The organism is Amycolatopsis sp. FDAARGOS 1241 (assembly GCF_016889705.1).
In the GTDB taxonomy this organism is placed as follows: domain Bacteria; phylum Actinomycetota; class Actinomycetes; order Mycobacteriales; family Pseudonocardiaceae; genus Amycolatopsis.
On the sequence record NZ_CP069526.1, the window covers coordinates 5,530,914 to 5,551,953 of the forward strand.

Annotated in this window: 21 protein-coding genes and 1 pseudogene; 6 read left to right on the forward strand and 16 right to left on the reverse strand. The window is 72.5% G+C overall.

What is annotated here, in order from left to right; translation table 11 throughout:
• Positions 1–54 precede the first annotated feature (54 nt).
• Together I6J71_RS27185 and I6J71_RS27190 are read left to right on the forward strand one after the other, a co-directional pair.
• A complete protein-coding gene (locus I6J71_RS27185) occupies positions 55–861 on the forward strand; it encodes a class I adenylate-forming enzyme family protein (RefSeq protein WP_204089443.1) in 807 nt (268 codons plus the stop codon).
• A gap of 24 nt (positions 862–885) precedes the next feature.
• Positions 886–2,532: a class I adenylate-forming enzyme family protein gene (locus I6J71_RS27190; protein WP_204089444.1), complete on the forward strand. Its 1,647-nt coding sequence runs from the start codon at positions 886–888 to the stop codon at positions 2,530–2,532.
• Between the two features lie 45 nt (positions 2,533–2,577).
• On the opposite strand, the gene I6J71_RS27195 is transcribed toward I6J71_RS27190, so the two are convergent.
• Positions 2,578–3,429, reverse strand: coding sequence for an NmrA/HSCARG family protein (locus tag I6J71_RS27195; RefSeq protein WP_204089445.1), 852 nt, complete (start codon positions 3,427–3,429; stop codon positions 2,578–2,580).
• 517 nt (positions 3,430–3,946) lie between these two features.
• Between I6J71_RS27195 and I6J71_RS27200 the strand changes: the two are divergent.
• The 4 genes and pseudogenes from I6J71_RS27200 to I6J71_RS27215 form a co-directional block, all read left to right on the forward strand.
• Positions 3,947–4,451, forward strand: a pseudogene (locus I6J71_RS27200) (YeeE/YedE thiosulfate transporter family protein); the annotation flags it as partial.
• 75 nt (positions 4,452–4,526) lie between these two features.
• Positions 4,527–5,951, forward strand: coding sequence for a UbiD family decarboxylase (locus tag I6J71_RS27205; RefSeq protein WP_204089446.1), 1,425 nt, complete (start codon positions 4,527–4,529; stop codon positions 5,949–5,951).
• A gap of 72 nt (positions 5,952–6,023) precedes the next feature.
• Positions 6,024–6,575, forward strand: coding sequence for an enoyl-CoA hydratase/isomerase family protein (locus I6J71_RS27210; RefSeq protein ID WP_204089447.1), 552 nt, complete (start codon positions 6,024–6,026; stop codon positions 6,573–6,575).
• A 6-nt stretch (positions 6,576–6,581) separates the two neighbouring features.
• Entirely contained in the window at positions 6,582–6,815 is a 234-nt protein-coding gene (locus I6J71_RS27215; protein ID WP_204089448.1) for a hypothetical protein, read from the forward strand.
• A 370-nt stretch (positions 6,816–7,185) separates the two neighbouring features.
• Here the strand turns inward: I6J71_RS27215 and I6J71_RS27220 are convergent, their stop codons facing one another.
• The 15 genes from I6J71_RS27220 to I6J71_RS27290 all read right to left on the reverse strand — a co-directional run bounded on the left by I6J71_RS27220 (position 7,186) and on the right by I6J71_RS27290 (position 21,040).
• On the reverse strand, positions 7,186–7,401 hold the full coding sequence (locus I6J71_RS27220; RefSeq protein ID WP_204089449.1) for a hypothetical protein: 216 nt from the start codon (positions 7,399–7,401) through the stop codon (positions 7,186–7,188).
• A 153-nt stretch (positions 7,402–7,554) separates the two neighbouring features.
• Complete coding sequence (locus I6J71_RS27225) at positions 7,555–8,892, reverse strand: HEAT repeat domain-containing protein (protein WP_204089450.1); 1,338 nt, start codon at positions 8,890–8,892, stop codon at positions 7,555–7,557.
• Between the two features lie 378 nt (positions 8,893–9,270).
• Positions 9,271–10,047 carry an IclR family transcriptional regulator gene (locus tag I6J71_RS27230; RefSeq protein WP_204089451.1) on the reverse strand — a complete coding sequence of 259 codons (777 nt, stop codon included), beginning with the start codon at positions 10,045–10,047 and terminating at the stop codon, positions 9,271–9,273.
• A gap of 14 nt (positions 10,048–10,061) precedes the next feature.
• Positions 10,062–10,841, reverse strand: a complete 780-nt coding sequence (locus I6J71_RS27235) for an SRPBCC family protein (RefSeq protein WP_204089452.1) — start codon at positions 10,839–10,841, stop codon at positions 10,062–10,064.
• Positions 10,842–10,851: 10 nt separating this feature from the next.
• Positions 10,852–12,339, reverse strand: a complete 1,488-nt coding sequence (locus I6J71_RS27240) for a CoA-acylating methylmalonate-semialdehyde dehydrogenase (protein ID WP_204089453.1) — start codon at positions 12,337–12,339, stop codon at positions 10,852–10,854.
• Positions 12,340–12,378: 39 nt separating this feature from the next.
• Positions 12,379–12,975 (reverse strand): ABC transporter ATP-binding protein, encoded by a 597-nt coding sequence (locus I6J71_RS27245; RefSeq protein ID WP_204089454.1) that lies wholly within the window; start codon positions 12,973–12,975, stop codon positions 12,379–12,381.
• The gene (locus I6J71_RS27250; RefSeq protein ID WP_204089455.1) at positions 12,945–15,377 is read right to left on the reverse strand and encodes a xanthine dehydrogenase family protein molybdopterin-binding subunit; all 2,433 of its coding nucleotides are present in this window, start codon (positions 15,375–15,377) and stop codon (positions 12,945–12,947) included. The genes I6J71_RS27245 and I6J71_RS27250 overlap by 31 nt, the downstream gene beginning before the upstream one ends.
• Complete coding sequence (locus I6J71_RS27255; RefSeq protein WP_204089456.1) at positions 15,374–15,880, reverse strand: (2Fe-2S)-binding protein; 507 nt, start codon at positions 15,878–15,880, stop codon at positions 15,374–15,376. Before I6J71_RS27255 ends, I6J71_RS27250 begins: the two co-directional genes overlap by 4 nt.
• Positions 15,873–16,766: a xanthine dehydrogenase family protein subunit M gene (locus I6J71_RS27260; protein ID WP_204089457.1), complete on the reverse strand. Its 894-nt coding sequence runs from the start codon at positions 16,764–16,766 to the stop codon at positions 15,873–15,875. The genes I6J71_RS27255 and I6J71_RS27260 overlap by 8 nt, the downstream gene beginning before the upstream one ends.
• A 165-nt stretch (positions 16,767–16,931) precedes the next feature.
• Positions 16,932–17,171 carry a hypothetical protein gene (locus tag I6J71_RS27265; protein ID WP_204089458.1) on the reverse strand — a complete coding sequence of 80 codons (240 nt, stop codon included), beginning with the start codon at positions 17,169–17,171 and terminating at the stop codon, positions 16,932–16,934.
• A gap of 354 nt (positions 17,172–17,525) precedes the next feature.
• Positions 17,526–18,596 carry an NAD-dependent epimerase/dehydratase family protein gene (locus I6J71_RS27270; protein WP_204089459.1) on the reverse strand — a complete coding sequence of 357 codons (1,071 nt, stop codon included), beginning with the start codon at positions 18,594–18,596 and terminating at the stop codon, positions 17,526–17,528.
• Positions 18,593–19,513: an acyl-CoA thioesterase II gene (locus tag I6J71_RS27275; RefSeq protein WP_204089460.1), complete on the reverse strand. Its 921-nt coding sequence runs from the start codon at positions 19,511–19,513 to the stop codon at positions 18,593–18,595. Before I6J71_RS27275 ends, I6J71_RS27270 begins: the two co-directional genes overlap by 4 nt.
• Positions 19,510–20,340, reverse strand: coding sequence for a MaoC family dehydratase N-terminal domain-containing protein (locus I6J71_RS27280; RefSeq protein WP_204089461.1), 831 nt, complete (start codon positions 20,338–20,340; stop codon positions 19,510–19,512). Before I6J71_RS27280 ends, I6J71_RS27275 begins: the two co-directional genes overlap by 4 nt.
• The gene (locus I6J71_RS27285; protein WP_204089462.1) at positions 20,337–20,666 is read right to left on the reverse strand and encodes a MaoC family dehydratase; all 330 of its coding nucleotides are present in this window, start codon (positions 20,664–20,666) and stop codon (positions 20,337–20,339) included. Before I6J71_RS27285 ends, I6J71_RS27280 begins: the two co-directional genes overlap by 4 nt.
• On the reverse strand, positions 20,663–21,040 hold the full coding sequence (locus I6J71_RS27290; protein WP_204089463.1) for a hypothetical protein: 378 nt from the start codon (positions 21,038–21,040) through the stop codon (positions 20,663–20,665). The genes I6J71_RS27285 and I6J71_RS27290 overlap by 4 nt, the downstream gene beginning before the upstream one ends.

A 21,040-nucleotide genomic window follows, 5' to 3' on the forward strand; every position in this document is an offset into this window, starting at 1 on the left:
GTAGGTAGTCGCCGTCCGCAGGCCGAACCCGCCTCGCTCTCCGAGGAGCCGCCGATGACGAGCAGAGCCACCGCGTCCGTCCGGCCCGACTTCGCCGGGCACGACCTGAGCCGGCTTCGGATCGTGATGGTGGTGGGCGTGCCCGAACGGCTGCGCGCGATGGCGGCCCGGGTGCCCCACGCCGTGCACGTGTCGTGCGTGGCGATGACGGAGTCGGCCGCGTTCCTCACGCTCAACCGGCTGGACGATCCGCCGGACAAGCGAGCCGAAACCGGCGGGCATCCGATGCCCGGCATGCAGTGCCGGGTCGTCGACCCGGACTCGGGCGCGGACCTGCCGCCCGGTGCGCCGGGTGAGCTGCTCTTCCGCGGCCCCAACGCGTTCGACGGCTACTTCCGCGATCCGGACCTCACCGCCCGCGTCTTCGACTCCGAAGGCTGGTTCCACACCGGGGACGTGGTCGTCGCGGACCCCGACGGGCGGCTGACGTTCGTCTCGCGGCTGAAGGACATGCTCAAGGTGGGCGGCGAAAACGTCGCGGCGGCCGAGGTCGAGGGCCACCTGCTCACGCACCCCGCCGTCGCGATCGTGGCCGTCGTGGCGGCGCCCGACGCCCGCTACGTCGAGGTGCCCGCGGCGTTCGTCCAGCTCAAGCCCGGGCACACGGTGAGCGAGCAGGAGCTGATCGACCACTGCGTCGGCCGGATCGCCTCCTACCGCGTGCCCCGCTACGTCCGCTGGGTCACGGAGTGGCCGATGTCGGGCACGAAGATCAAGAAAGTCGAGCTGCGCAAGCCGATCGCCGGCGAACTGGCGGCCGCCGGCATCACCGAAGCGCCGCGGATCAGCGCCCGCTCATGATCGGTCGTGTTCAGGAGGGTCAACATGCCCGACACCACCATCCCGGATCTGCTCGACCGGTGCGCCGCAGGCGCCGGCGAGCACGAAGTCGTCTTCCCCGACGGACGGCTTACCTACGCCGAGATCGCGGCCGGCGCGAAGCGCTTCGCCGGCGCGTTGTGGGCTCGTGGCGTCCGTCCGGGCGACCACGTCGGGTTGCTGACGCCCGGCCGGCTCGCCAGCGTGACGGCGTGGCTGGGCGCCGCCTGGCTCGGCGCGGTCACGGTCCCGCTGAACCCCCGGCTCAAAGCCGCGGAGCTCGCCTACCTCATCGAGAACGCCGACCTGCGGCTGCTGCTCGCCGACGCGGCGCTCGGGCCCGTTCTCGCGGACGCGCTGCCCGGGCTCGCCACCGCCGCTCCCGGACGGCTGGCCCTGCGCGTGGCGCCGGTGCTGCGCGCGGTGGTCGCGCTGGACGAGGGTCCGACGCCCGCCGGCTGGCTTTCTCCGGCGACTTGCCAGCCGAGGCCGGCCGACACGGCGGCGGTCGCGGCGGCCCGGGCGGAGGTGCGCGCAAGCGATCCCGCGTTGATCCTCTACACGTCCGGCACGACGGCTCGGCCGCACGGATGCGTGCACGACAACGCCTCCTTGGTCACCGAAGGCGAAGCCGTCGCCGAGCGGCTCGGGCTCGGGCCGCGCGACCGGTTCTGGACGGCGCTGCCGATGTTCCACTGCGGCGGCTTCGACGTCGCTCTTGCGGCACTCGCCGCCGGCTGCGCCATGGTCCACACGGGAACGTTCGAACCGGGGGCCGCGTTGCGTCAGCTCTCCGAAGAGCGGTGCACGGTCGGGTTCCCCGCGTTCGAGACGATCTGGCTGCAGGTCGTCGACCACGCCGACTTCCCCGCCGCCGACCTGTCGGCGCTGCGGCTCGTGCTCAACGTCGGCGCACCGGAACGGTTGCGCGCCATGCAGGCCCGGGTCGAGCCGGCGATCCAGATGTCGTCACTCGGCTCGACGGAGTCCCTCGGGTTCTGCTGCGTCGGCTCGCCGGACGACCCCGCCGAGGTCCGCGCGAAGACGAGCGGGAAAGTGCTGCGGCACATGGAGGTCCGGGTCGTCGACCCGGACAGTCGCGTGCCGGTGCCCGCGGGCACGCGCGGCGAACTGCAGTACCGCGGCGTGTCCCGGATGGCCTACTACCACCGCGACCCCGAGCTCACGGCCGAACGGATCGACGCCGACGGCTGGTTCTCCACCGGCGACCTCGTCGTCGCCGACGCGGAAGGCCGGCTCTCGTTCGTCTCCCGGCTCAAGGACATGCTCAAGGTGGGCGGCGAAAACGTGTCGGCGGCCGAAGTCGAGGGCTGCCTCGGCGAACACCCCGCCTGCGGCGTCGTGCAGGTCGTCGGCACGCCGGATGCGCGGCTCGGCGAGGTGCCCGTCGCCTACGTCCAGCTTCGCCTGGGCGCGACCGCCACCGAGCGCGAGCTGATCGGGTACTGCCTGGGCCGCATCGCGACGTTCAAGGTGCCCCGCTACGTGCGGTTCGTGACCGACTGGCCGATGTCCGGCACGAAGGTGCAGAAGTTCCGGCTGCGCGATCGCATCGCCGCGGAACTCCGCGACGCCGGCATCACGGAAGCCCCCAGGCTCTCGTCCCGCTCGACGCCGACCGCCGCGCCTTAGCTTCCCGCGGGTCCTGCTCGGCGGGGCAGGTCCGAATGCCCGGCGTCACCGGCCCGGGGTGAACGTCTGGCGGGCCCAGGCGGCGAAGCCGGTCCACGCGATGTCCGGGTGCGCGGCGTGCAGTGCGGGGATGTCGACCTGGTAGCCGGGGTCGGTGAGGAACGTCCACATGGCGTGCATGTCTTCGTTGGTGACGGCCGCGAGGGGAACGGGGTTGTGCCGCACCTCTTGGCCGAGGACGTCGCTCAGGGCGGCCGCCATCTCGGTCGGCGTGACGGAGTCGCTGGCGAGTTCGATGCGGTGGCCGAGGTAGCGGTCGGGGTCGAGCAGCGCGTCGGCGGCGAAGGCGCCGTGGTCGGTGCGCGCGAGCTGCTGCAGGGGGCGGTCGCCGGGGAGGGGGAGGTCGAGGAAGCCGGCGAGGATGCGGTCGGTGCCGCCGAGGGCGTTGTCGTAGAAGTACGTCGGGCCGAGAATCGTGAAGGGCACGCCGGAAGCGCGCACGTCGGCCTCGACGACGGCCTTGCTGTCGAAGTGCGGTACGCCCGAGTGGTCCAGCGCGCCGGCGACGGAGCTGAACACGAGGTGCGGCACCGCGGCCTCGCGCGCGGCGGCGAGGATGGCGCGGCCCTGGGCGATCTCCGCGGCCGGGCCCGATTCGAACGGCGTGGTCAACGCGAAGACACCCGCGACGCCGCGCATCGCGTCGGCCAGGGGGCCCGGGTCCTCCAGCACGCCGGTGACGACCTCGACGCCCCGCCCGGCGAGCTCCTGCGCGGCCGGGCGCGCGGCGTCGCGCACCAGCGCCCGCACGGTGGCGCCGCGGGCCAGCAGAGCCTCGGTGACAGCACGGCCCTGCCCGCCGGTCGCGGTCAGCACCAGCACGGGTCGTTCGGGCATCGCGGGCCTCGCTCCCCTGAGGACGAACAGTTCCGGATCACTTTACCTGCGAACGGTTCCGCACGGACCGAGCCGGTCCTGAGCCGTCCCGCACGGCGCGAACTGCCCGCACCCCGAGTCCGTCCGCCCAGCACGAAGCGTTTGCGCCGCCAGTCACATTGCGGCGCCCTGGCCGGACTCCTCCGTTTTGTACCAACCCGCCCGGGCGAACAGGACCGCGAAATCCCTGGTCACCAGCCGGGGTACGCATGTCTGAGTTTCACCCGATGCCGTGGCTTCTCAGGCTTTGATCACCGGACCAGGGCTGATGGCACAACCATTTCGCCCAGGTCTGGCCCAGTCGCCCTCGTGTGGCGCCGGCACGTGGACCTGCGCCAGCCGGCCGGCACGCTGTGTCCGGAAGCCTCAGCCGCACCCGTGAGGCGCCCAGCCCGGCCGGCGCGCTTCACCACACCCCGTTTCCCTTGCCGTACGCGGAAACCAGTCTTCAGCGCGCCTGCAGGAAGGCGCCCCGACAGTTGCACTGGTCGTGGTGCTGATCCGCGTCGTGCAGGCACGCCGGACGCCGCCGCTCGACGTCGTGCCGAGCGCGCGGGCTGGTGGGCGCGGTCGTGCTCGGGGTCCTCGCGGCGGCCGTGGTGCTGGTGTCGGGACGCACGTGGGGCGTCACGTTCGCGTTCGCGCTGTGGGGCGCGAAGCTGCTGCAGCTGGTGGGCCTGCACCCGGAGACGTGGGAGTTCTGGCAGACGAGCACCAACGCGAAGGCGCTCGCGGGCCCGATCTGGACGGACAAGACGAACCTCACCGACCTCGGCATCATCCTCGGCGCGGCCGTCGCCGCATCGGCCGCCGGGACCTGGCGGATCCGCTGCAACATCGGCGCGTACCTCGCCGGGATCTCCACCGGCAGCCTGCACGGCTGGCTGTGGGGCCTCTTCGCGCTCGGTGGCACGTGGATCGGCCTGCGCCTGCGGCCGCTTTTCGGGCTCACGAACCCCCAGCCGGCCCACGGTGTCTGCTGAGTGGGACAGCTTGTCCGGTCGGCACCACCTTCCTATAGTGCGTCAGACGTCTGACGTCTCGGGAAGGCGGAGTTGATGCCGAAGGATCTGCGATCGTTCCTCGCCGAAGTGGTTTCCACCGGTGCGGGCCAGGTCAAGCACGTGAGCAAACAGGTGGACCCGCGGTTCGGCGTCACCGCCTACGGAGCGTGGTACGACAAGCGCGGTGACTACCCCGCGTTGCTGTTCACCGACGTGGCGGGCAGTGAGCTGCCGTGCCTGACCAACCTCGTCGCGACGCACGAGCGGATGGCGTTGGCCCTCGGGGTCGACGTCGAGACGCTCGTGCGTTCGTCGGTGGCGGGCCAGGGGCGCGCCGCGCATCCGCCCGTCGAGTTCTCCGGTGATCGGGCGCCGGTGCAGCAGGTCGTCTGGCGCGGTGACGAAGCCGACCTCACGCGGCTGCCGATCCCGACCCACAACGAGCTGGACGGCGGGCCGTTCCTGACCGCCGCCGTCGGGGTCATGCGCGATCCGGAGTCGGGCGCGGTCAATGCCGGGATCTACCGCCACCACATCTACGGGCCGCGGCGGCTGGGCGTGTGGTTCTTCGGCTCGCACGACGGTGGCACGATCCACCGCCGCTACGCCGAACGGGGTGAGCCGACGCCGATCGCGCTCGTCGTCGGGCACCACCCGGCGTTCCTGATGGGAGCGGTGTCCCGGGTGCCGGGCATCGGTGGCGAGTACGACGCGGCCGGCGCGTACCTGGGCGAATCGGTGGAAACCGTGCCGGCAGTGACGTCCGGAATCCCGGTGCCGGCGCACGCGGAGATCGTCATCGAGGGCCACATCCTGCCCGGCGAACTCGAGGAGGAGGGGCCGTTCGCGGAGTGGCCCGGGCACTATGTCGGCGGCGGGCGCAAGCCGGTGATCGAGGTCGACGCGATCACCATGCGCCGCGACGCGATCTTCCAGGACATCCAGGCTTCCGGCCGCGAGCACCGGCTGATGGGTGCGCTGCCGCGGATCGCGAGCATCCACGAAGCCGTGCGGCAGAAGGTGCCGGGCCTGCGCGCGGTCAACATCCCGCTGCACGCGCGCATGCACTGCTACCTGTCGATCCGGAAGGACTCCGACACCGACCCAACGCGCGCCGCGTTCGCCGCGCTCAACACCGAGCCGGAGAACCTGCGGGCGATCGTGATCGTGGACGACGACATCGACGTGTACGACGAACGCGAGGTCGCGTGGGCGATCGGCACCCGGTTCGACGCGTCGCAGGACCTGCAGATCATCCCGCGGTGGAACGGACCGGGCGGGCTGCTGCCCACGAACTGGAGCTACGACGAGGAAGGTGGCCGCACTCCGCAGCGCTCGTCGGCGGTGATCGTGGACGCGACGAAACCGGCGCCGCCGATCGTGTTCCCGGCCCGGGCGCGCGTGCCGGAAGCGGCGCTGGCAGCGGTGGACGTCGACGCGATCCAGACGATCTCGGCGGTGGGCGAGCTGCCGATCTGAGGTTTCGCGGTCCACTTCGGACACTCGACCCCGGTTTGACGATTTAGTCTAGACTGTTTAGTCTAGCGAGCCTTGAGCGAGACGAGCTACGAACGCGCCGGCGCTGTCGCGGTCGTGACCATGACGGCGCCCCCGAACCTGTTCACGCCCGCGCTGGGGGCCCAGCTGGTCGCAGCCGTCCGACGCGCGCGGGACGAGGGCGTGCGCGCGCTGGTGCTGCAAGCCGACGGGCCGGTGTTCTGCGGTGGCGCCGACGTGAGCCTGTTCAAGGACCGCTCCGAAGCCGACGCGCGCACGATGCTCACCGAGGCGTACGCGGCGATCCGCGCTCTCGAGGACGCGCCGTTCCCGGTGCTCGCCGCCGTGCAGGGGCAGTGCCTGGCGGCGGGTCTCGAGCCGGCACTGGCGTGCGACCTCGTCGTCGCCGCCGAGGGCACGCTGTTCTCGCAAGTGGAGGCCCGGATCGGCGCGGCGACGTTCCTCGGCGGCGCGAACCGGCTCGTCGAGCGGTGCGGCCCCGCTCGAGCGCGGGAGATCGTGTTCGGCGCGAACTCCTTCGACGCTGCGACGTTCGAGCGGTGGAACGTGGTGAACCGGGTGGTGCCCGCTGCCGAGCTGCGGTAGTCCGCGTTGTCATGGGCACAACGGCTGGCCGCCGGTCCAACGGCGGCCCACACGGTCACCAAACGCCTGGCGCAGGCGACGCTGGCGCGCGGCGCTCGTGCGGCGGACGCCGAGGTGCTGGAGATTTCGCCGGCGCTGTTCGAGTCGCGAGACCTGCAGCATGCGGTGGGGTTGCTGCTGAGCCAGGGCGTGCGGAAGTTGATGGCCCAGCACGAGGATGTCGTGTTCGAGGGACGTTGAGATCGGAGTGGCTGCAGGGACGTCGGTACGGCGCAATGGGGCGTTCGGGCCGAGGCGGATTGTCCGGCTGGGTTCCGTACCTATGCCTCGGCGCGCCGGGGCGCGCATTGCGCTGGAGACTCTCCCTGCACCCCAAAGCCGACGATGGTAACGACGGTCTGCACCACAGTGTCAAGGCGGGAAAGAGTACCTTGGCACCGTGGTACAGACCGCGTGAAAGCTTCGGATCGAAGTGCAAGGCGGAGTCTGGGTGCACGGCCAGTGGCCGTGTCCGATGCGGTTTGCGGTGGGTCTGCGGTGAGTTTCGTCGGAGCTCATTGTCGTTGCGCGGTGCAACACGCGGAGTCTGGGTGCGGGTCAGCCGGCCGTCTCAGATGTGGGGAGTTCCGGCAAGAGATAGATGCCATCGCGCGGCGGTGGACAACACCGTGGTCCCGTCCGCTGTGGACAGTGCGGTGCTGTCGGTGATGGCATGGAGCTCCGGCTGGTCGAGATTTCCGCAGGTCGACATCGCGCCGTCCGGTGTGGTGCACGTGCCGTCGCTCGCCGCGGTGATCGCCGGGGACACGGTCTGCAACGCCGTCAACCGTTCCAGGCCGCCTCGGGGCCGGCGGAGTGGCCGGTGTGGATGTCGAGCGGCGAGACGATCGGCGCGCCGCAGCCGCGGGTGGTGGTCGCCGGGCAGAAGCGGCCGGAGCTGCCGGACGACGATCTTCAGGCGACGCTCGGCTTCACCCGGTCAAGTGGAAGCGACGCGCCTGAGGTAGTTCGTGAAGTCCTCACCCAGGCGCGGTTCGAGAGCGCTGAGCAGGGCGTCGATCTGCGCTGCCAGCTGGGGTGACGGGCGGGTGTACGTGGTGGTCGGCCAGCGGCACCACTCGTCGAGGTCGCGCCGGGCTTCGTCGGCGAGGGGCTCGTCGGGTGCGCTCAGCAGCTGGAGGTCGATGGCGAGGCGGGACCATTCGCTCATCCCGCGCAGCAGCGCGACGCCTGCGCGGCGCACGTGCTTCGGTTCATCTTGCGCGGTGAGCGCCAGCAGGTACGGCCGATCGGCCTGGCCGAGGCGACCGGCGACGACGGTCGCGGCCGCGCGTACGACACCCGGCGACGGATCGGCGAGCAGCGGGCGGGCGAGCTCGACGGCACGCGGGTCCGTGGGATCGGCGAGGAGCCGCCGCAGCCCCCGGACGGCGGCCGCGCGGACACGGGGCCGGGGATGGGTGAAGTGGTCGCGCAGGAGGTCCACGTCGGCGGCGGTCCCCGTCTCCCCCAGCCCGGCGACGGTCGCCGGGGTGCTGACACCGTGGGCGAGGGCTTCGCGGTAGTGCGGGGCGGGGTGGTCGCCGGCATCGAGGACGAGCGCCTGTGCCATCGAGCGGACGAGGGAAGACGGCTCGTCGAGGTAGTCGTGGGCCTGGCCGAGGAGCTGCAGTGCCCGGGTGCGGATTCGGGGAGGGCCGTCGCGCCGCATCGCTTGCGCCAACGCGGGGTCGCCGTGATCGAGGACGAGGTTTCCGGCCCGTGTGCGGACAACGGAGTCGGTGTCGTCACGCGCGAGGCTCGCGAGGCGGTGGTCCGAGAGCAGGCCGGCATCGATCGCCAAGTCGAGGATGAGGCGGCGGGTGCGGAAGTCATCGACGGTCAGGGCTTCGTCGAGGAGATCGGCGGAGGTCAGGACCGGGTGCAGGAGGTGCTCATCCAGCCAGCCGTCGCCGAGCCGGCGGCTGAGTGCGGTGGTGAGGGGCAGCAGGGGGACGAGGTCGGTCCGGGCAAGACGGGCCAGGAGTGCCCGGCGGGCAGCTGTGCGCACCTGGCGTACCCAGTCGGTGCAGCGGATCACCAGCAAGGGCAGCGCCTCGGGGTCGGCGCTGCGGCTCAGCGCGGGGATGACCTGCTCGCGGACGTGGCCGCTCGCGTGACAGGCCGCCTCGGCGAGTGCGGCGCGGGTCAGGGGCCGGGGCAGTTCGCGAGGTGGGGCGTGGCGGCCGTACCAGTAGCTGAATCGGTTCGACTCGTCGAAGCGGAGCCAGGCGTGGGAGCTTCCTGCTGCGAGTGTGTTGAGATCTTTGTTGGTCACCAATGTCGTTCTCCTCCGCGGGGAGGAATGCTGCCGGTTGGAGTTGTCGAGGGCCAGCGGTTTATGGGGCTGGATCGAAGGATCCGCCAGCCGACCCGGTTTGCGCAGAGCGACCATGCAGCGCCGTGTCCCATGCGGTTCGGCGGTGGGGCTGCGGTGAGTTTCGTTGGAGCCGAGTGTCGTGACGCCGTGCGGCACGTGGAATCTGGGTGCACGGTGAGCGGCCGTGTCGAGTGCAGTTTGGCGATGGGCCCGCGGTGAGCTCCGTCGAGGTCTGAGGGGCGTCGCGTGGCGCGGCAAGGAGAAAGGGGGGGTGCGGCCCGGAAGGTCCGCGGTGACTCCCGCCCCGGAGGCTGAATACGGCTCTGTGGCCGTGACTCAGAGCCCGCCGAGCCGTTCGGTGATCGCGGTGCTCAAGCGCAGGATCGCCGCCGTTGAGTGGTCCAGGCGATGTGCATCCACTGTGGACTTGACCATGCTGACGCTGAGGGCGCCGACGGGGTGGCCGCCGCGGCCGGCGACGGCGGCGCCGACGCACATCATGCCCGGGGCGGTCTCCTCGTCGTCGATGGCGTAGCCGTTGGCGCGCGTGCGGGTGATCTCGGCCATCAGCTCGGGCATGCGCGAGATGCTGCGCGGGGTCGGGGTTTCAAAGCGGCCGTCGGCGTAGCGGCCGGCGATCTCGGTGTCCGGCAGGGACGCCAGCAGGGACTTGCCGCCGGCGGTGCAGTGGGCGGGCAGGCGCATGCCGATCTCGTAGGACATCGCGAGCGTGCGCAGGCCCGGCCTGGTCTCGACGTACACGACGTTGCGCCCGTCCAGCAGGGACAGCACGATCGTGTCCTCCGAGAGCAGCCCGAGTTCCTGGTCGACGCGCCGGAACTCCTTCACGAAGCCGGACGTCGACAGGTACGCGCGGCCGAGCGGGACGACCTTCCAGCCGAGCTGGTACTGCCCGCCCGGAGTGCGGACCAGCAGGCCGGTGGCGACCAGGGTCGTGCACACCGCGAGGCAGCTGCTCTTGGGAGCGCCGATGACGCGCGCGAGTTCGCTGAGCGGCAGGCCGTCGGGCGCGGCGGCGAGCGCGTCGAGGATGTGCGCGGCGCGGGCGACCGACGGGACGGGCAGGCCGGCCGAAGACTGAGAACTGGTCATCGCGGGAGATTCTGTCATCGACGCAGCCGGCGGGCGAGCACCGCGGCCGCGACGAGGGCGGCCACGACCGGGACGACGCGTTTGGCCACGGGGATGGCGATCGCCCGCAGCACGACGGTGTCGGAGTCGTTCCTGAGATCCCGGGAGCTCGAATTTCCGTCGCTCGCGTGCCGCGTGGATCCGACGCCGCCGGCCGAGCCGCGCGAGCCGCCGGCAGCAGGGACGGCGCCGGCCGGCTCATCGTCCGGCCACGCCTCGGCGGCCAGGTCGACGACCTCGGCCACCGGTTCCGCGGCGGTGACGCGGCTGAGGGCGGCCGTCGACCGCGGAGCGGCCGCCGCGGGCCGGCGCGAGCCCGCCACCTCGTCGGCCAGCGCCTGGGCGAACTCGCCCACCAGCCGGCCCGTCACCTCGCCCAGCACGCCGCGGCCGAACTGCGCCAGCCGTCCCGTCAACGCGAGCTCCGTGGCGAGGTCGACGCGGGTGCCCTCCTCCGCCGGCGCGAGCCGCAGCGTGACCGTGGCCGACGCGGAGCCGCGGCCGCGCACCTCGCGGCCCGACGCCGCCACGACCACGACCCCCGCCTGCCGGTCACGGGAGCGGAACTCGGCCACACCCGAGTACTCGGCCGAGATCGGGCCCACCTTCACGCGCAGGCCGCCGCGGACCTCGTCGCCGTCGACCTCGTCCAAGTGCACGCCGGGCAGGCAGGGCGCGACGCGTTCGGGGTCGGTCAGCACGGCCCACGCCTGCTCGGGCGGCAGGCCGACGGTGAAGCTGTTGTCCAGTCGCACGTCAAGCCCCCTACGCCGGGAACCGCAGGTCGACGCGCGAGCCGGCCGGCGGCGCCCAGCGGCTCGTGACGACCTTGCGCCGGGTGAAGAAGCGGATGCCGTCCTCACCGTACTGACCGGAGTCGCCGAAGAGCGAATGCTTCCAGCCGCCGAAGGGGAAGTACGGGATCGGCACGGGGATGGGCACGTTGAGCCCGACCATGCCCGCCTGCACGGTGTGCTGGAACCGCCGCGCGGCCACGCCGTCGCGGGTGAACAGGGAGACGCCGTTGCCGTATTCGCTGCCGTTGATGAGCGCGACGGCGTCCTCGAGGGTGTCCACGCGCAGCATCGACAGCACGGGCCCGAAGATCTCGTCCGTGTACACGGTCATGTCCGGGCGGACGTGGTCGAGCAGCGTCGGCGCGAGGAAGAACCCGTCCTCGCGCCCGGGAACCCGCACGTCGCGGCCGTCGACGACGAGCTCGGCCCCCGCGTCGGCGCCGGCCTGCACGTAGCCGCTGACGCGCCGCATGTGGTCGGCCGTGACGAGCGGGCCCATGTCGGCGGCCGCGTCGCGACCGTCCCCGGTGGACAACGAGCCGATCCGCGCGACCAGCCGCTCGCGCAGCGCATCACCGACCCCGCCGACGGCGACGCCGACCGAAATCGCCATGCACCGCTCCCCCGCCGACCCGTAGGCGGCCGAGACGAGCGCGTCCGCGGCCGCGTCGAGGTCGGCGTCCGGCAGCACCACGAGGTGGTTCTTCGCTCCGCCGAGCGCCTGCACGCGTTTGCCGTGCCGCGCGGCGGTTTCGTAGATGTAGCGGGCGACCGGCGTGGATCCCACGAAGCTCACCGCGTCGACGTCCGGGTGCTCCAGCAACGCGTCCACGGCCGGGGCGCCGCCGTGCACGACGTTGAGCACGCCGGCCGGCAGCCCGGCCTCGATCGCCAGCTCCGCCAGCCGGTTCGACGCCGACGGGTCCTTTTCGCTGGGCTTGAGCACGAACGCGTTGCCGCACGCGATGGCCAGCGGGAACATCCACATCGGAACCATCACGGGGAAGTTGAACGGCGTGATGCCGGCGACGACCCCGAGGGGCTGGCGGATCGAGTACGTGTCGACGCCGCGGGAGACGTTCTCGCTGAACTCGCCCTTGAGCAGGTGCGGGATCCCCGCCGCGAACTTCGCGACGTCGAGCCCCGCGTTGACCTCCGCGCGCGCGTCGGCGATCGTCTTGCCATGCTCGCCGGTCACGATCTCCGCGAGCGCCTCGCGGTCGCGTTCGACGAGCCGGATGAACTCCAGCATCACCTGCTGGCGGGCGCCGAGCGACTCCTCGCCCCAGGCCGCCTGCGCGTCGAGCGCGACCTTCACCGCCTGGCCGACGACGTCGGTGTCGCCGAGCGCGACCCGGCCGCTGACACTGCCGCGCGCCGGGTCGTGCACGTCGGCCCACGCAGGCGGCTCCGCCTGCACCGGTGTGCCGCCGACGAAGTGCTGGATGATCTTCACGGGTTTCCTTTCCTCCACGGAGGTTTCGGACACGGTGGTTCAGACGCCGAGGTGGCGGTCGAGCAGATCGTCGCGCTCGTTCAGCTCGCGCGACGTGACATCGGCGGCGACGCTGCCGCGATCGAGGAAGTAGACGCGGTCCGCGACGCGGCGGACCATGCCGAGGTCCTGCTCGGCGAGCAGGACGCCGACCCCCGACTCCGGAAGCCGGCGGATGATGTCGGCGACCTGGCGCACCACCCGGGGCGCCAGCCCCTCGCTGGGTTCGTCGAGCAGCACCAGGCGGGGATTGGTCATCAGTGCCCGCGCGATCGCGAGCATCTGCTGTTCGCCGCCGGACAACGTGCCCGCCCGGTGCCGGCGGCGCTCGGCCAGCCGCGGGAACAGGTCGAAGACCCGCTGCCGCGTCCACTTCTCATACCCGGGCGGGGCCGGGCGCGCGACGACGTCGAGGTGCTCGTCGACGGTGAGGCTGGGGAAGATCCGCCGGCCCTGCGGCACGTACCCGATCCCGGCTCGGGCGATCTGGTGGGGCTTGCGCCGCGTCAGCTCGGTGTCGCCGAAGCGCACGCTTCCCGCCGACACCCTCGGCACGGACAGCGCCATCACGGCCTTGAGCACGGTCGTCTTGCCCACGCCGTTGCGCCCGGTAGCCCGGGCGTGTCGGGCGGTTCGGGCCAGCTGCGCCCGGCGGCCTCGTCCAGGGCCCGGACGACGCGTTCGGGTGTCAGCGGCTGGTGCCACACCCGTGCGCCGAGGGGGGAGAGCGCGTCGTTGACCGCGTTGTGCACGGCCGCGGGCGCCCCGGCGGCGCCGGCTTCGCCGGCACCTTTGACGCCCAGGCTGGTGACCGGGCTGGGGGTTTCGATGTGGGTGATGCGCACGTCGGGCAGCTCCGGCCCGGTCGGCATCAGGTAGTCGAGCAGCGTCGAGGTGAGCAGCTGCCCGTTCTCGTCGTAGTGGAGCCGTTCGAACAGCGCGCCGCCGACGCCTTGCGCGACGCCGCCGCGGATCTGTCCGTCCACGATGGACGGATTGATGAGCACGCCGCAGTCTTCGACGCACGCGTAGTCGACCAGGTGCACGAGCCCGCTGTCCTCTTCGATCTCGACGACCGCGGCGTGGGCGCCGTTGTTGAAGGTGACGTTCGGCCCGCTGTACTCCCCCGTCACCGACAGCCCGATGCGCAGCTCCGCCGGCAGGCGGTGCGTGCGCCAGTGCGCGATCTCGGCGATCTCCGCCACTCCCAGGCGGGCGTTCGGCGCACCGGCGACCTGCACGACCCCGTCGTCGATCTCCAGGTCGGCGGGATCGACTTCCAGCAGGTGCCCGGCGATCGCGAGGATCCGTTCCTTCACCTCGCGCGCCGCCGACGCGGCGGCCCCGCTGCTGACCACGGCCGACCGGCTGGCCCACACGCCCGTGCCATGCGGGACGACGGCGGTGTCGCCGCTGACGACGGTGATGCGGTCGAACGGCACCCCGAGGTGGTCGGCCACGACCTGCGCGGCGGTCGTCTGCAGCCCCTGCCCCTGGCCGGGCGTGCCCAGCAGGACGGTGACCGACCCGTCGGCCTCGACGCGCACCTCGACCTGGTCGTGCGCGGTGATCGGAGCGCCGCGCTTGCCGTAGAACATCACGCCGGGCGCGGTGACCTCGACGAAGCACGCGAGCCCGACGCCCAGCAGCCGGCCGCGTTCGCGCGCCTCGGCTTTGCGCTTGTCCAGGTCGGGCCCGGTGGCGATCATGGTGAGCAGCTTTTCCAGCGATTCCTGGTGCGAACCGCTGTCGTAGACCTGGTTGGTGACCGACGTGTAGGGCAGCTCATCCGGTGTGATCAGGTTGCGGCGGCGCAGTTCCGCGGGATCGAGACCGAGCCGGCGCGCGGTCTCGTCGAGCAGCGTCTCCATGGCGAGGATCGCGACCGGGTGCCCGACCCCGCGGTACACGGCGAGCGGCGCCTTGTTGGTGATCGCGACGCGCACGTGGCCCGAGTAGACCGGGATCCGGTACGGGCCGGGCATGATCGTCGCGACCTGGATGCCTTCGGTAACCATGCTGCGCGGGTAGACGGAGAACGCGCCGCCGTCGCTCACGACTTCGGAGCGCAGGCCGAGGATCCGGCCGTCGGCGGTGACGGCGATCTTGGCGGACACGCGTTCGTCGCGGGCCTGGGTGTCGGACTGCAGCGATTCGACGCGGTCCTGGATCCACTTCACGGGGCGGCGCAAGAGGATGCTGGCCGCGCACGTGGCCACCTCGTCGGAGTAGACGTGCGCCTTCATGCCGAACGCGCCGCCGACCTCGTCGGTGAGCACGCGGATCGAACTCTCGCGCAGGCCGAACAGCTCGGCGAACACGGACTGCAGCATGTGCGGCGCCTGCGTGGAGATCCGCACGGTGAGCGCCTTCGCCGACGGGTCGAACTCGGCGACCACCCCGCGCGGTTCCAGCGCGACGGCGGTGTGGCGCGCGGTGCTGATGCCGGTTTCGACGACCACGTCCGCTTCGGCGAACGCGGCCTCGACGTCACCGGCGCCGAAGGTGGCTTCGAAGGCGAGGTTCGACGGCAGTTCGTCGTGGACCCGCGCGGTGGCGTCGTCGAGCGCGGCGATCGAGTCGACGACGGCGGGGAGTTCTTCGTACCCGAGGTCGATCAGCTCGAGCGCGTCCTCGGCGACGGCGCGGCTCTCGGCCACGACGAGCACCACCGGCTCGCCGACGTAGTGCAGCTTGCCGGTCGCCAGCGGCCGCTGGTCGCCGCTGACGAGGCCCGGCCAGTCGAGCAGGCCCTTCCACGAACGGCACATCGGGTTGAAGTCTTCGGCGGTGAACACGGCGACCACCCCGGGTGCCCGCCGTGCGGCCTCGGTGTCGATCGACGTGATCCGCGCGTGCGCGACCGGCGCGCGCAGGAACGCCGCGTGCAGGCAGCGGGCGGGCGTGACGTCGTCGACGTAGCGACCGCGCCCGAGCAGGATCTTGGGGTCCTCGACGCGCTTGACGCGGCGGCCGACCCAGCCGTCGGTGATGCTCACGACCGCGCCTCCCGCAGCTGCTCGGCGTATTCGGCGACGGCGTCGACGATGGGGGCGTAACCCGTGCAGCGGCACAGGTTCCCCGACAGCCGCTCGCGGATCGCGTCCCGGTCGAGGCCGGGGTCTTCCGCCAGCGCGGCGAGGGCGGCCATGAGGAATCCCGGGGTGCAGAACCCGCACTGCAGAGCCTGGTGCTCCCAGAACTTCTGCTGCAGCGGGTGCAGCACGTCTTCGGCGCCGACGGTGTCACCGAGGCCTTCGACAGTGTCCACAGTGGCTCCGTCGGCCTGCACGGCGAGGGTGAGGCAGCTGCGGACCGCGGCGCCGTCGAGCCGCACGGTGCAGGCGCCGCACACACCGTGCTCGCAGCCGAGGTGCGTGCCGGTGAGGCCGAGCTCGTGGCGCAGGAAGTCGGCGAGCGTGGTGCGCGGAGTGGTGCGCGCCGACTCGGCTTTGCCGTTCACCGTGAGGGTGACCGGTGTCGGTTCGTTCGCGTCAAGCACGGGCACTCTCCACTTCGGACTGGCAGCTCGCGCGGGCGGCGGCCAGCGATCGGGCGACGAGCCGCGCGCCGGCGCGGCGGCGGTAGGTGACGGAACCGTGGATGTCGCCGAGGACGTCGATGTCGTCGAACGCGCGCTCTGCCGCTTCGGCGAGCACGGCGTCGTCGAGGAGCTGTCCTTTGAGGACCTCCTCCGCCGCGGTGGCGCGGCGCGGAGTGCCGGCGATCCCGAACAGGGCGAGGCGCGCGTCGGTGCAGCGCCCGGCCGCGTCGGCGTCGAGGATCGCGATGACGCCGACGAGCGCGAAGTCCCCGCTGCGCCGGGTGATCTCGCGGATCGACCAGCCGGCCGTCCGCGGCAGGAGCGGCAGCTCGGCCCCGGCGACGACCTCGCCCTCCTCGAGCGCGGTCAGGTAGGGACCGGCGAAGAAGTCGGCGGCCGCGATCCGGCGCCGGCGTTCGGCGCCGGCGACGCGGACGGAACCGCCGAGCGCCAGCAGGAGCGCCGGAAGTTCGGCCGCCGGGTCCGCGTGCGCGAGTGAGCCGCAGACCGTGCCGCGGTTGCGGATCTCGGGGTGCCCGACCTGCGCGAGACACTCCGCGACCAGCGGGTGGCGGCGCCGCGTTTCGGCGTCGGTCTCCACCGTGCGGGTGGTGACCGCGGCCGACACGACCAGACCGTCGGCGTCGCGGAAAGCGTGTCCCTGCAAGTCTTTCGCGGTGGTGATGTCGATCAGCACGGCCGGGTTCGACATGCGCAAAGCCATGACGGGGAGGAGACTCTGCCCACCGGCGAGCACTCTGGCGTCGGGACCGTGCTCCGCCAGCACCGCCACCGCTTCACCGAGCGATTCGGCGCGGTGATAGCCGAAAGGTGGCAGTTTCACCGGCTCGTCTCCCTTGCCGTTGTTCGAAATGCTGAACGCCGTTCGATTTGCAGAACAAGTGTGGGAATGACGTGGCCGGATGTCAAGCGCGCCGCGACGGTTCTCCAGCAGTCGGCGCGCCACGTGTTTTGTAGCGAATTGTCCGTTTTTGTCCAGGGCGGCAGCTCAGGCGATCGTCAGCCACCCCGGCGGCGGACCGGAATCCGGCGGCGAATCTTCTGCCACCGCACGTACCGAGAACCCGCCTTCGCGCCGCGAGCCCGTGGTGGGCCGGGCACCGGCGGAGGCGAGCCGGTCCGCCAGGCCGTTGCTGTGCGGGGCGAGGACGGCTGCGCGCTCGGCGGCGAGCGACGCGCGGCGGAAGTCGGTGACGCCGGCGCGCACCTGGACGAGCGCTTGGCGCACAGGACTTCGAGCGCCCGCACCTCACCGAGCCGCCTGCCCGCCGTCCTTGCCGCTCTCCGGCACCCGGGGGCGAGGCCGGTCTTGCGGGTGACCGTGGTGATGCCGTGGCCGTGCAGGTCGCGCGCGACGCGGCCGCGTTCCTCGGGCACGGCGAGCGTGACGAGCAATGTGAACGGCGTTCCGGGTGCTGAGCCGGCCCTCGGGCTGCCGCTCGAGGCCGCGGTGCGGACGGTGCTGTGCTTCGTGCTGCCGATCGAGACGATGGTGGCGCTCTCGTCCGTCCTGCTGTCCGGCACGCTGACGGCGACCTACCTCCCCGCGAAGCTCTCCGTGGCCACCGGAAAGCCCGAATCCTCAGTGGACGGGCAGGATCCGGCGGTCTCGCAGGATCCGGAACCAGTGGCGGAACGACTCCTCGGTGTCCCAGGTTTCGGTGAAGCCCGCCTGGTGGATCTTGACGGTGCTCACGAACGCGGGCGGCGGCGGCGTTCCGGCGCCGGCCGCGAAGTGGAAATCGGCGTAGTGGTGGGATTCGCCGAGCAGCGCGGGCAGGGGTGTCGGGCGCAGGCCGTGGGAGGCGACGACGCGATCCCACGTGCCGGAATGCGCGGGCAGGAACTCCGCGAGCCGCAGCGGCGTGTCGGGGGCGGGTTCGACGCCGAGTTCCTCGGCCAGCGCGGGCCACAGGTCGCGCCAGGCGAAGACCTCGCCGTTGGTCAGGTTGAAGTGCTCGTCGCGCGCGGCGGGAGCAGTCGCGGCCCACAGCGCGGCGTCGGCGACGAGGCGCACGTCGACGGCTTCGCTGACGTAGGGCGCACCACCCGGGAAGCCGAACGGCAGCCCTTCGGCCCGGCAGATCGCCGCGTACGCGCCGATCACCGGCGGCAGGTTCATCGCGACGCCGTGGGTCGGGCCGACGACCAGCTGCGGGCGCAGGATCGTCCAGCCGAAGCCGCGTTCGGCGGCGACCGCGCGCAGGTGGTCTTCCTGGAGCCAGTAGAAGTTCTCGTGGTCGTCGCGCGGCTCACGCTCCCGGGCCGGGATGCGGATCGGGTGCCGGTGCACGCCGTAGGCCTTGGTGCCCTGCAGCAAGGTCGCGTGCTCCAGCGGCGCGCCGGCGAGAGCCGCGGTGAGGGCGCGCAGCATGCGGTCGTTGGTCCGCATCTGGTCCTGGTCGCGCCAGCCGCGGACCAGGCCCGGCTTCTCGAAGACGGCGGTGTAGACGAGGTGGGTCACGTCCGCGAACCGCGGTGCAGCGGCGCTCACCGCCGCGGCGTCGGTGAGGTCGAGGGGCACGTGCTCGAACGCGACGCCGGCCTCCGGCGCGCGCCGCGAGACGGCCAGTACGTGCCAGCCGGCCTCGGCGAACGCCGTCACGCAGGCCGCGCCGACGAGGCCGCTCGCGCCGGCGACGAGGACAGTCATCGCCGCTCCTCCGGCATCGTGCGGTCCGCCGCCGTGCCGGCGAGCCAGCTGCCGGCGCCGCCGGTCGGGCGCAGCAGCCCTTCCTGCACCACGGTCACCACGAGTTCTCCGTTCTCGTCGGACAGCCGGCCCGACGCCAGACCGCGCGCGCCGGCCATGACCTCGGCTGTCTGTTCGTAGCGCAGCCACCGGTCGGCGCGCGGCGGGCGGTGGAACCACATCGTGTGGTCGAGGCTGACCCCGTCGAACTCGCCGTCGGCGTAGACCACGCCCAGCGGCAGGAGCGCGGTTTCGAGCAGCGTCATATCGGACGCGTACACCACGGCGGCGGCGTGCAGCAGCGGGTCATCCGGCAGCGGTCCGTCGGCACGGACGAGAGTGGTCTGGCCCCGGCGCGGCCGGTCGCGCAAGGCGGGGTCCAGCGGCGGCGGTGGGTCCACGTAGCGCAGGTCGATCGGCCGCGACCGAGTCCACAAAGGACTGAGCCGGTCGCGCCGGTCGCCGAAGCGCTCTTCCCAGCGGGGCAGGGATTCCGCGTCGGTCGCCGCGGGGGCCGGATCCGGGTAGCGCGGGCCGGGCTCGGGCAGCTGGAACGACGCCGTCGCGGTCAGGATCAGCCTGCCGTCCTGGCGCAGCTCGACGCTGCGGAGGTCGAAGCTGCGACCCTCCTTGACCGTGGTCACGTGCAGCTCGATCGGGACGCCGGTGCGGCCGGGCCGGACGAAGCGGGTGTGGAGGCTGTGCACCGGGCGGTCCGGCGCGACGGTCCGGCCCATCGCGACGAGCGCCTGCGCCGCGACTTCACCGCCGAAGAGCCGGTGCAGCGGGTCGTCGCCGCCGGGCTCGCGGAACACGCCGGGCGCCACGGGTTCGAGGTCGAGGCGCTCCAGGAGGTAACGCAGCGCCGGGCTCCTCATGCCGGCCCCGTCGCGAGGAGGGTGGCGGTGGCCGAGACGACGGGTTCACCGCCGGAGCCGGTGATCAGCTGCGTGACGTCGGTGAACCGCAGATCGCCCGCCCGGCCCGTCTTGGTGGTGCGGCCGGTGATCCAGTGCCGCGAGCGCACGGTTTCGCCGGCGACGAGCGGACGGTGGTAGGTGAACGTCTGTCCACCGTGGACGACGGGTCCGGTGCTGCAGGCCCAGCGCGCCGAGTCGGCCACCGGGTCCGGCCGCGCGCCCGAGCCCGGTTGCTCGTCGGGGTACCAGCCGAAGGCGGGCAAGGCGAAGGCGAGCGTCGGGATGCCGGGCACGCCCGCAAGTCCGGCCTGCTCGGCGGCGCGGGTGTCGTACCAGAACGGCGCCCGCGCCCCGACCGCGCGGGCGAGCTGTGTGAGGGGGCCGCGTTCGACGCGCAACCGGTGGTCGGCGACGGGCGCGTCGGCCGGCTCGGCCGGCGGTGGGGGTGCCGGGCCGAGGTCGGCCTCGGCGGTCAGGGCCACCGTGTCGCCGCAGGTGACGGTGAGGTCGACGCCGCCGGGACGGTCCTGCGCCGTGAGGCTGAGCGGTGTGTCGAGGTGAACCGGAGCGCGGAAGCGGGCGCGGCACGCGGCGAGCCCGGCAGGCCCGGCCTCATCGGCCAGGTGTGCGAGCACGCGGCCGAGCGTCAGCATGCCGTGGGCCACGACGCCGGCGAAGCCGGCGGCGCGGGCGGCCGGGGCGTCGTGGTGGATGGTGTTGAAGTCCAGCGCCGCGCCCGAGTAGCGGACGAGGTCGGTGAGGGTGTAGCACCACGTTGTGGTCACGACGTGGCCTCCGGTCCGACGTGCGCCTCGACCGGTTCCGCGTCGCCGCGGCGCAGCCGCAGGTGCGCGCCGTCGACGGTGACGGAGACCGTCGAGCCGACCGGCACCGGTGCCCGGAAGCGCAAGGTCACCGCCCCCGGGGTGCCGCTCGTTTGCAGGGCGTCGCAGGCGAGGGCGAACAGCAGGGAGCCGTGCACGATCGGGGTGCCGAAGCGGGTGCGGGCCGCGAACTCGGGGTCGAGGTGCAGCGGGTTGTGGTCGTCGACGACGTCGGCCCACGCGGCGATCGTGGCGGCGTCGAGGGAAAACCCGGAAGACCCGGTCACTCGGCACCCGCCGGCCAGTCGAGGAGGAACTGCACGGACGCGACCGGCGTGGCGTCGGCGTCGCGCAGGTCCGTGACGATCGCGACGCGACGGCGGCCGGCGCGTTCTCCGACCACAGTGGACTCGATGCGCGCCTGCCACCGGCCGTCGGCGGGCACTTTCCCGCGTGTCGTCTGGGAGATCTCGCGCAGTACCCCGCCGGGCGGCATCGGGCGGCCGCGGGTGTAGGCGAGCCGCCCGACCACCGACGCGAGACCGGCCGGGGTTTCGTCGCCCGACCAGCCCGTCACGGCGCAGTACGCGGGCAGCAGTGCGGGGCCGACGTCGAGGGGGACCCACTCGCCGTGTGTGTCGAGGTCGGCCACTCGCAGCAC

Excerpts from the sequence above, each read along its gene's own strand:
- I6J71_RS27205 (WP_204089446.1), top strand. The coding sequence starts at position 4,527 with ATGCCGAAGGATCTGCGATCGTTCCTCGCCGAAGTGGTTTCCACCGGT.
- I6J71_RS27230 (WP_204089451.1), bottom strand. The coding sequence starts at position 10,047 with ATGACCAGTTCTCAGTCTTCGGCCGGCCTGCCCGTCCCGTCGGTCGCC.
- I6J71_RS27270 (WP_204089459.1), bottom strand. The coding sequence starts at position 18,596 with ATGACTGTCCTCGTCGCCGGCGCGAGCGGCCTCGTCGGCGCGGCCTGC.
- I6J71_RS27275 (WP_204089460.1), bottom strand. The coding sequence starts at position 19,513 with ATGAGGAGCCCGGCGCTGCGTTACCTCCTGGAGCGCCTCGACCTCGAA.
- I6J71_RS27185 (WP_204089443.1), top strand. The coding sequence starts at position 55 with ATGACGAGCAGAGCCACCGCGTCCGTCCGGCCCGACTTCGCCGGGCAC.
- I6J71_RS27190 (WP_204089444.1), top strand. The coding sequence starts at position 886 with ATGCCCGACACCACCATCCCGGATCTGCTCGACCGGTGCGCCGCAGGC.
- I6J71_RS27195 (WP_204089445.1), bottom strand. The coding sequence starts at position 3,429 with ATGCCCGAACGACCCGTGCTGGTGCTGACCGCGACCGGCGGGCAGGGC.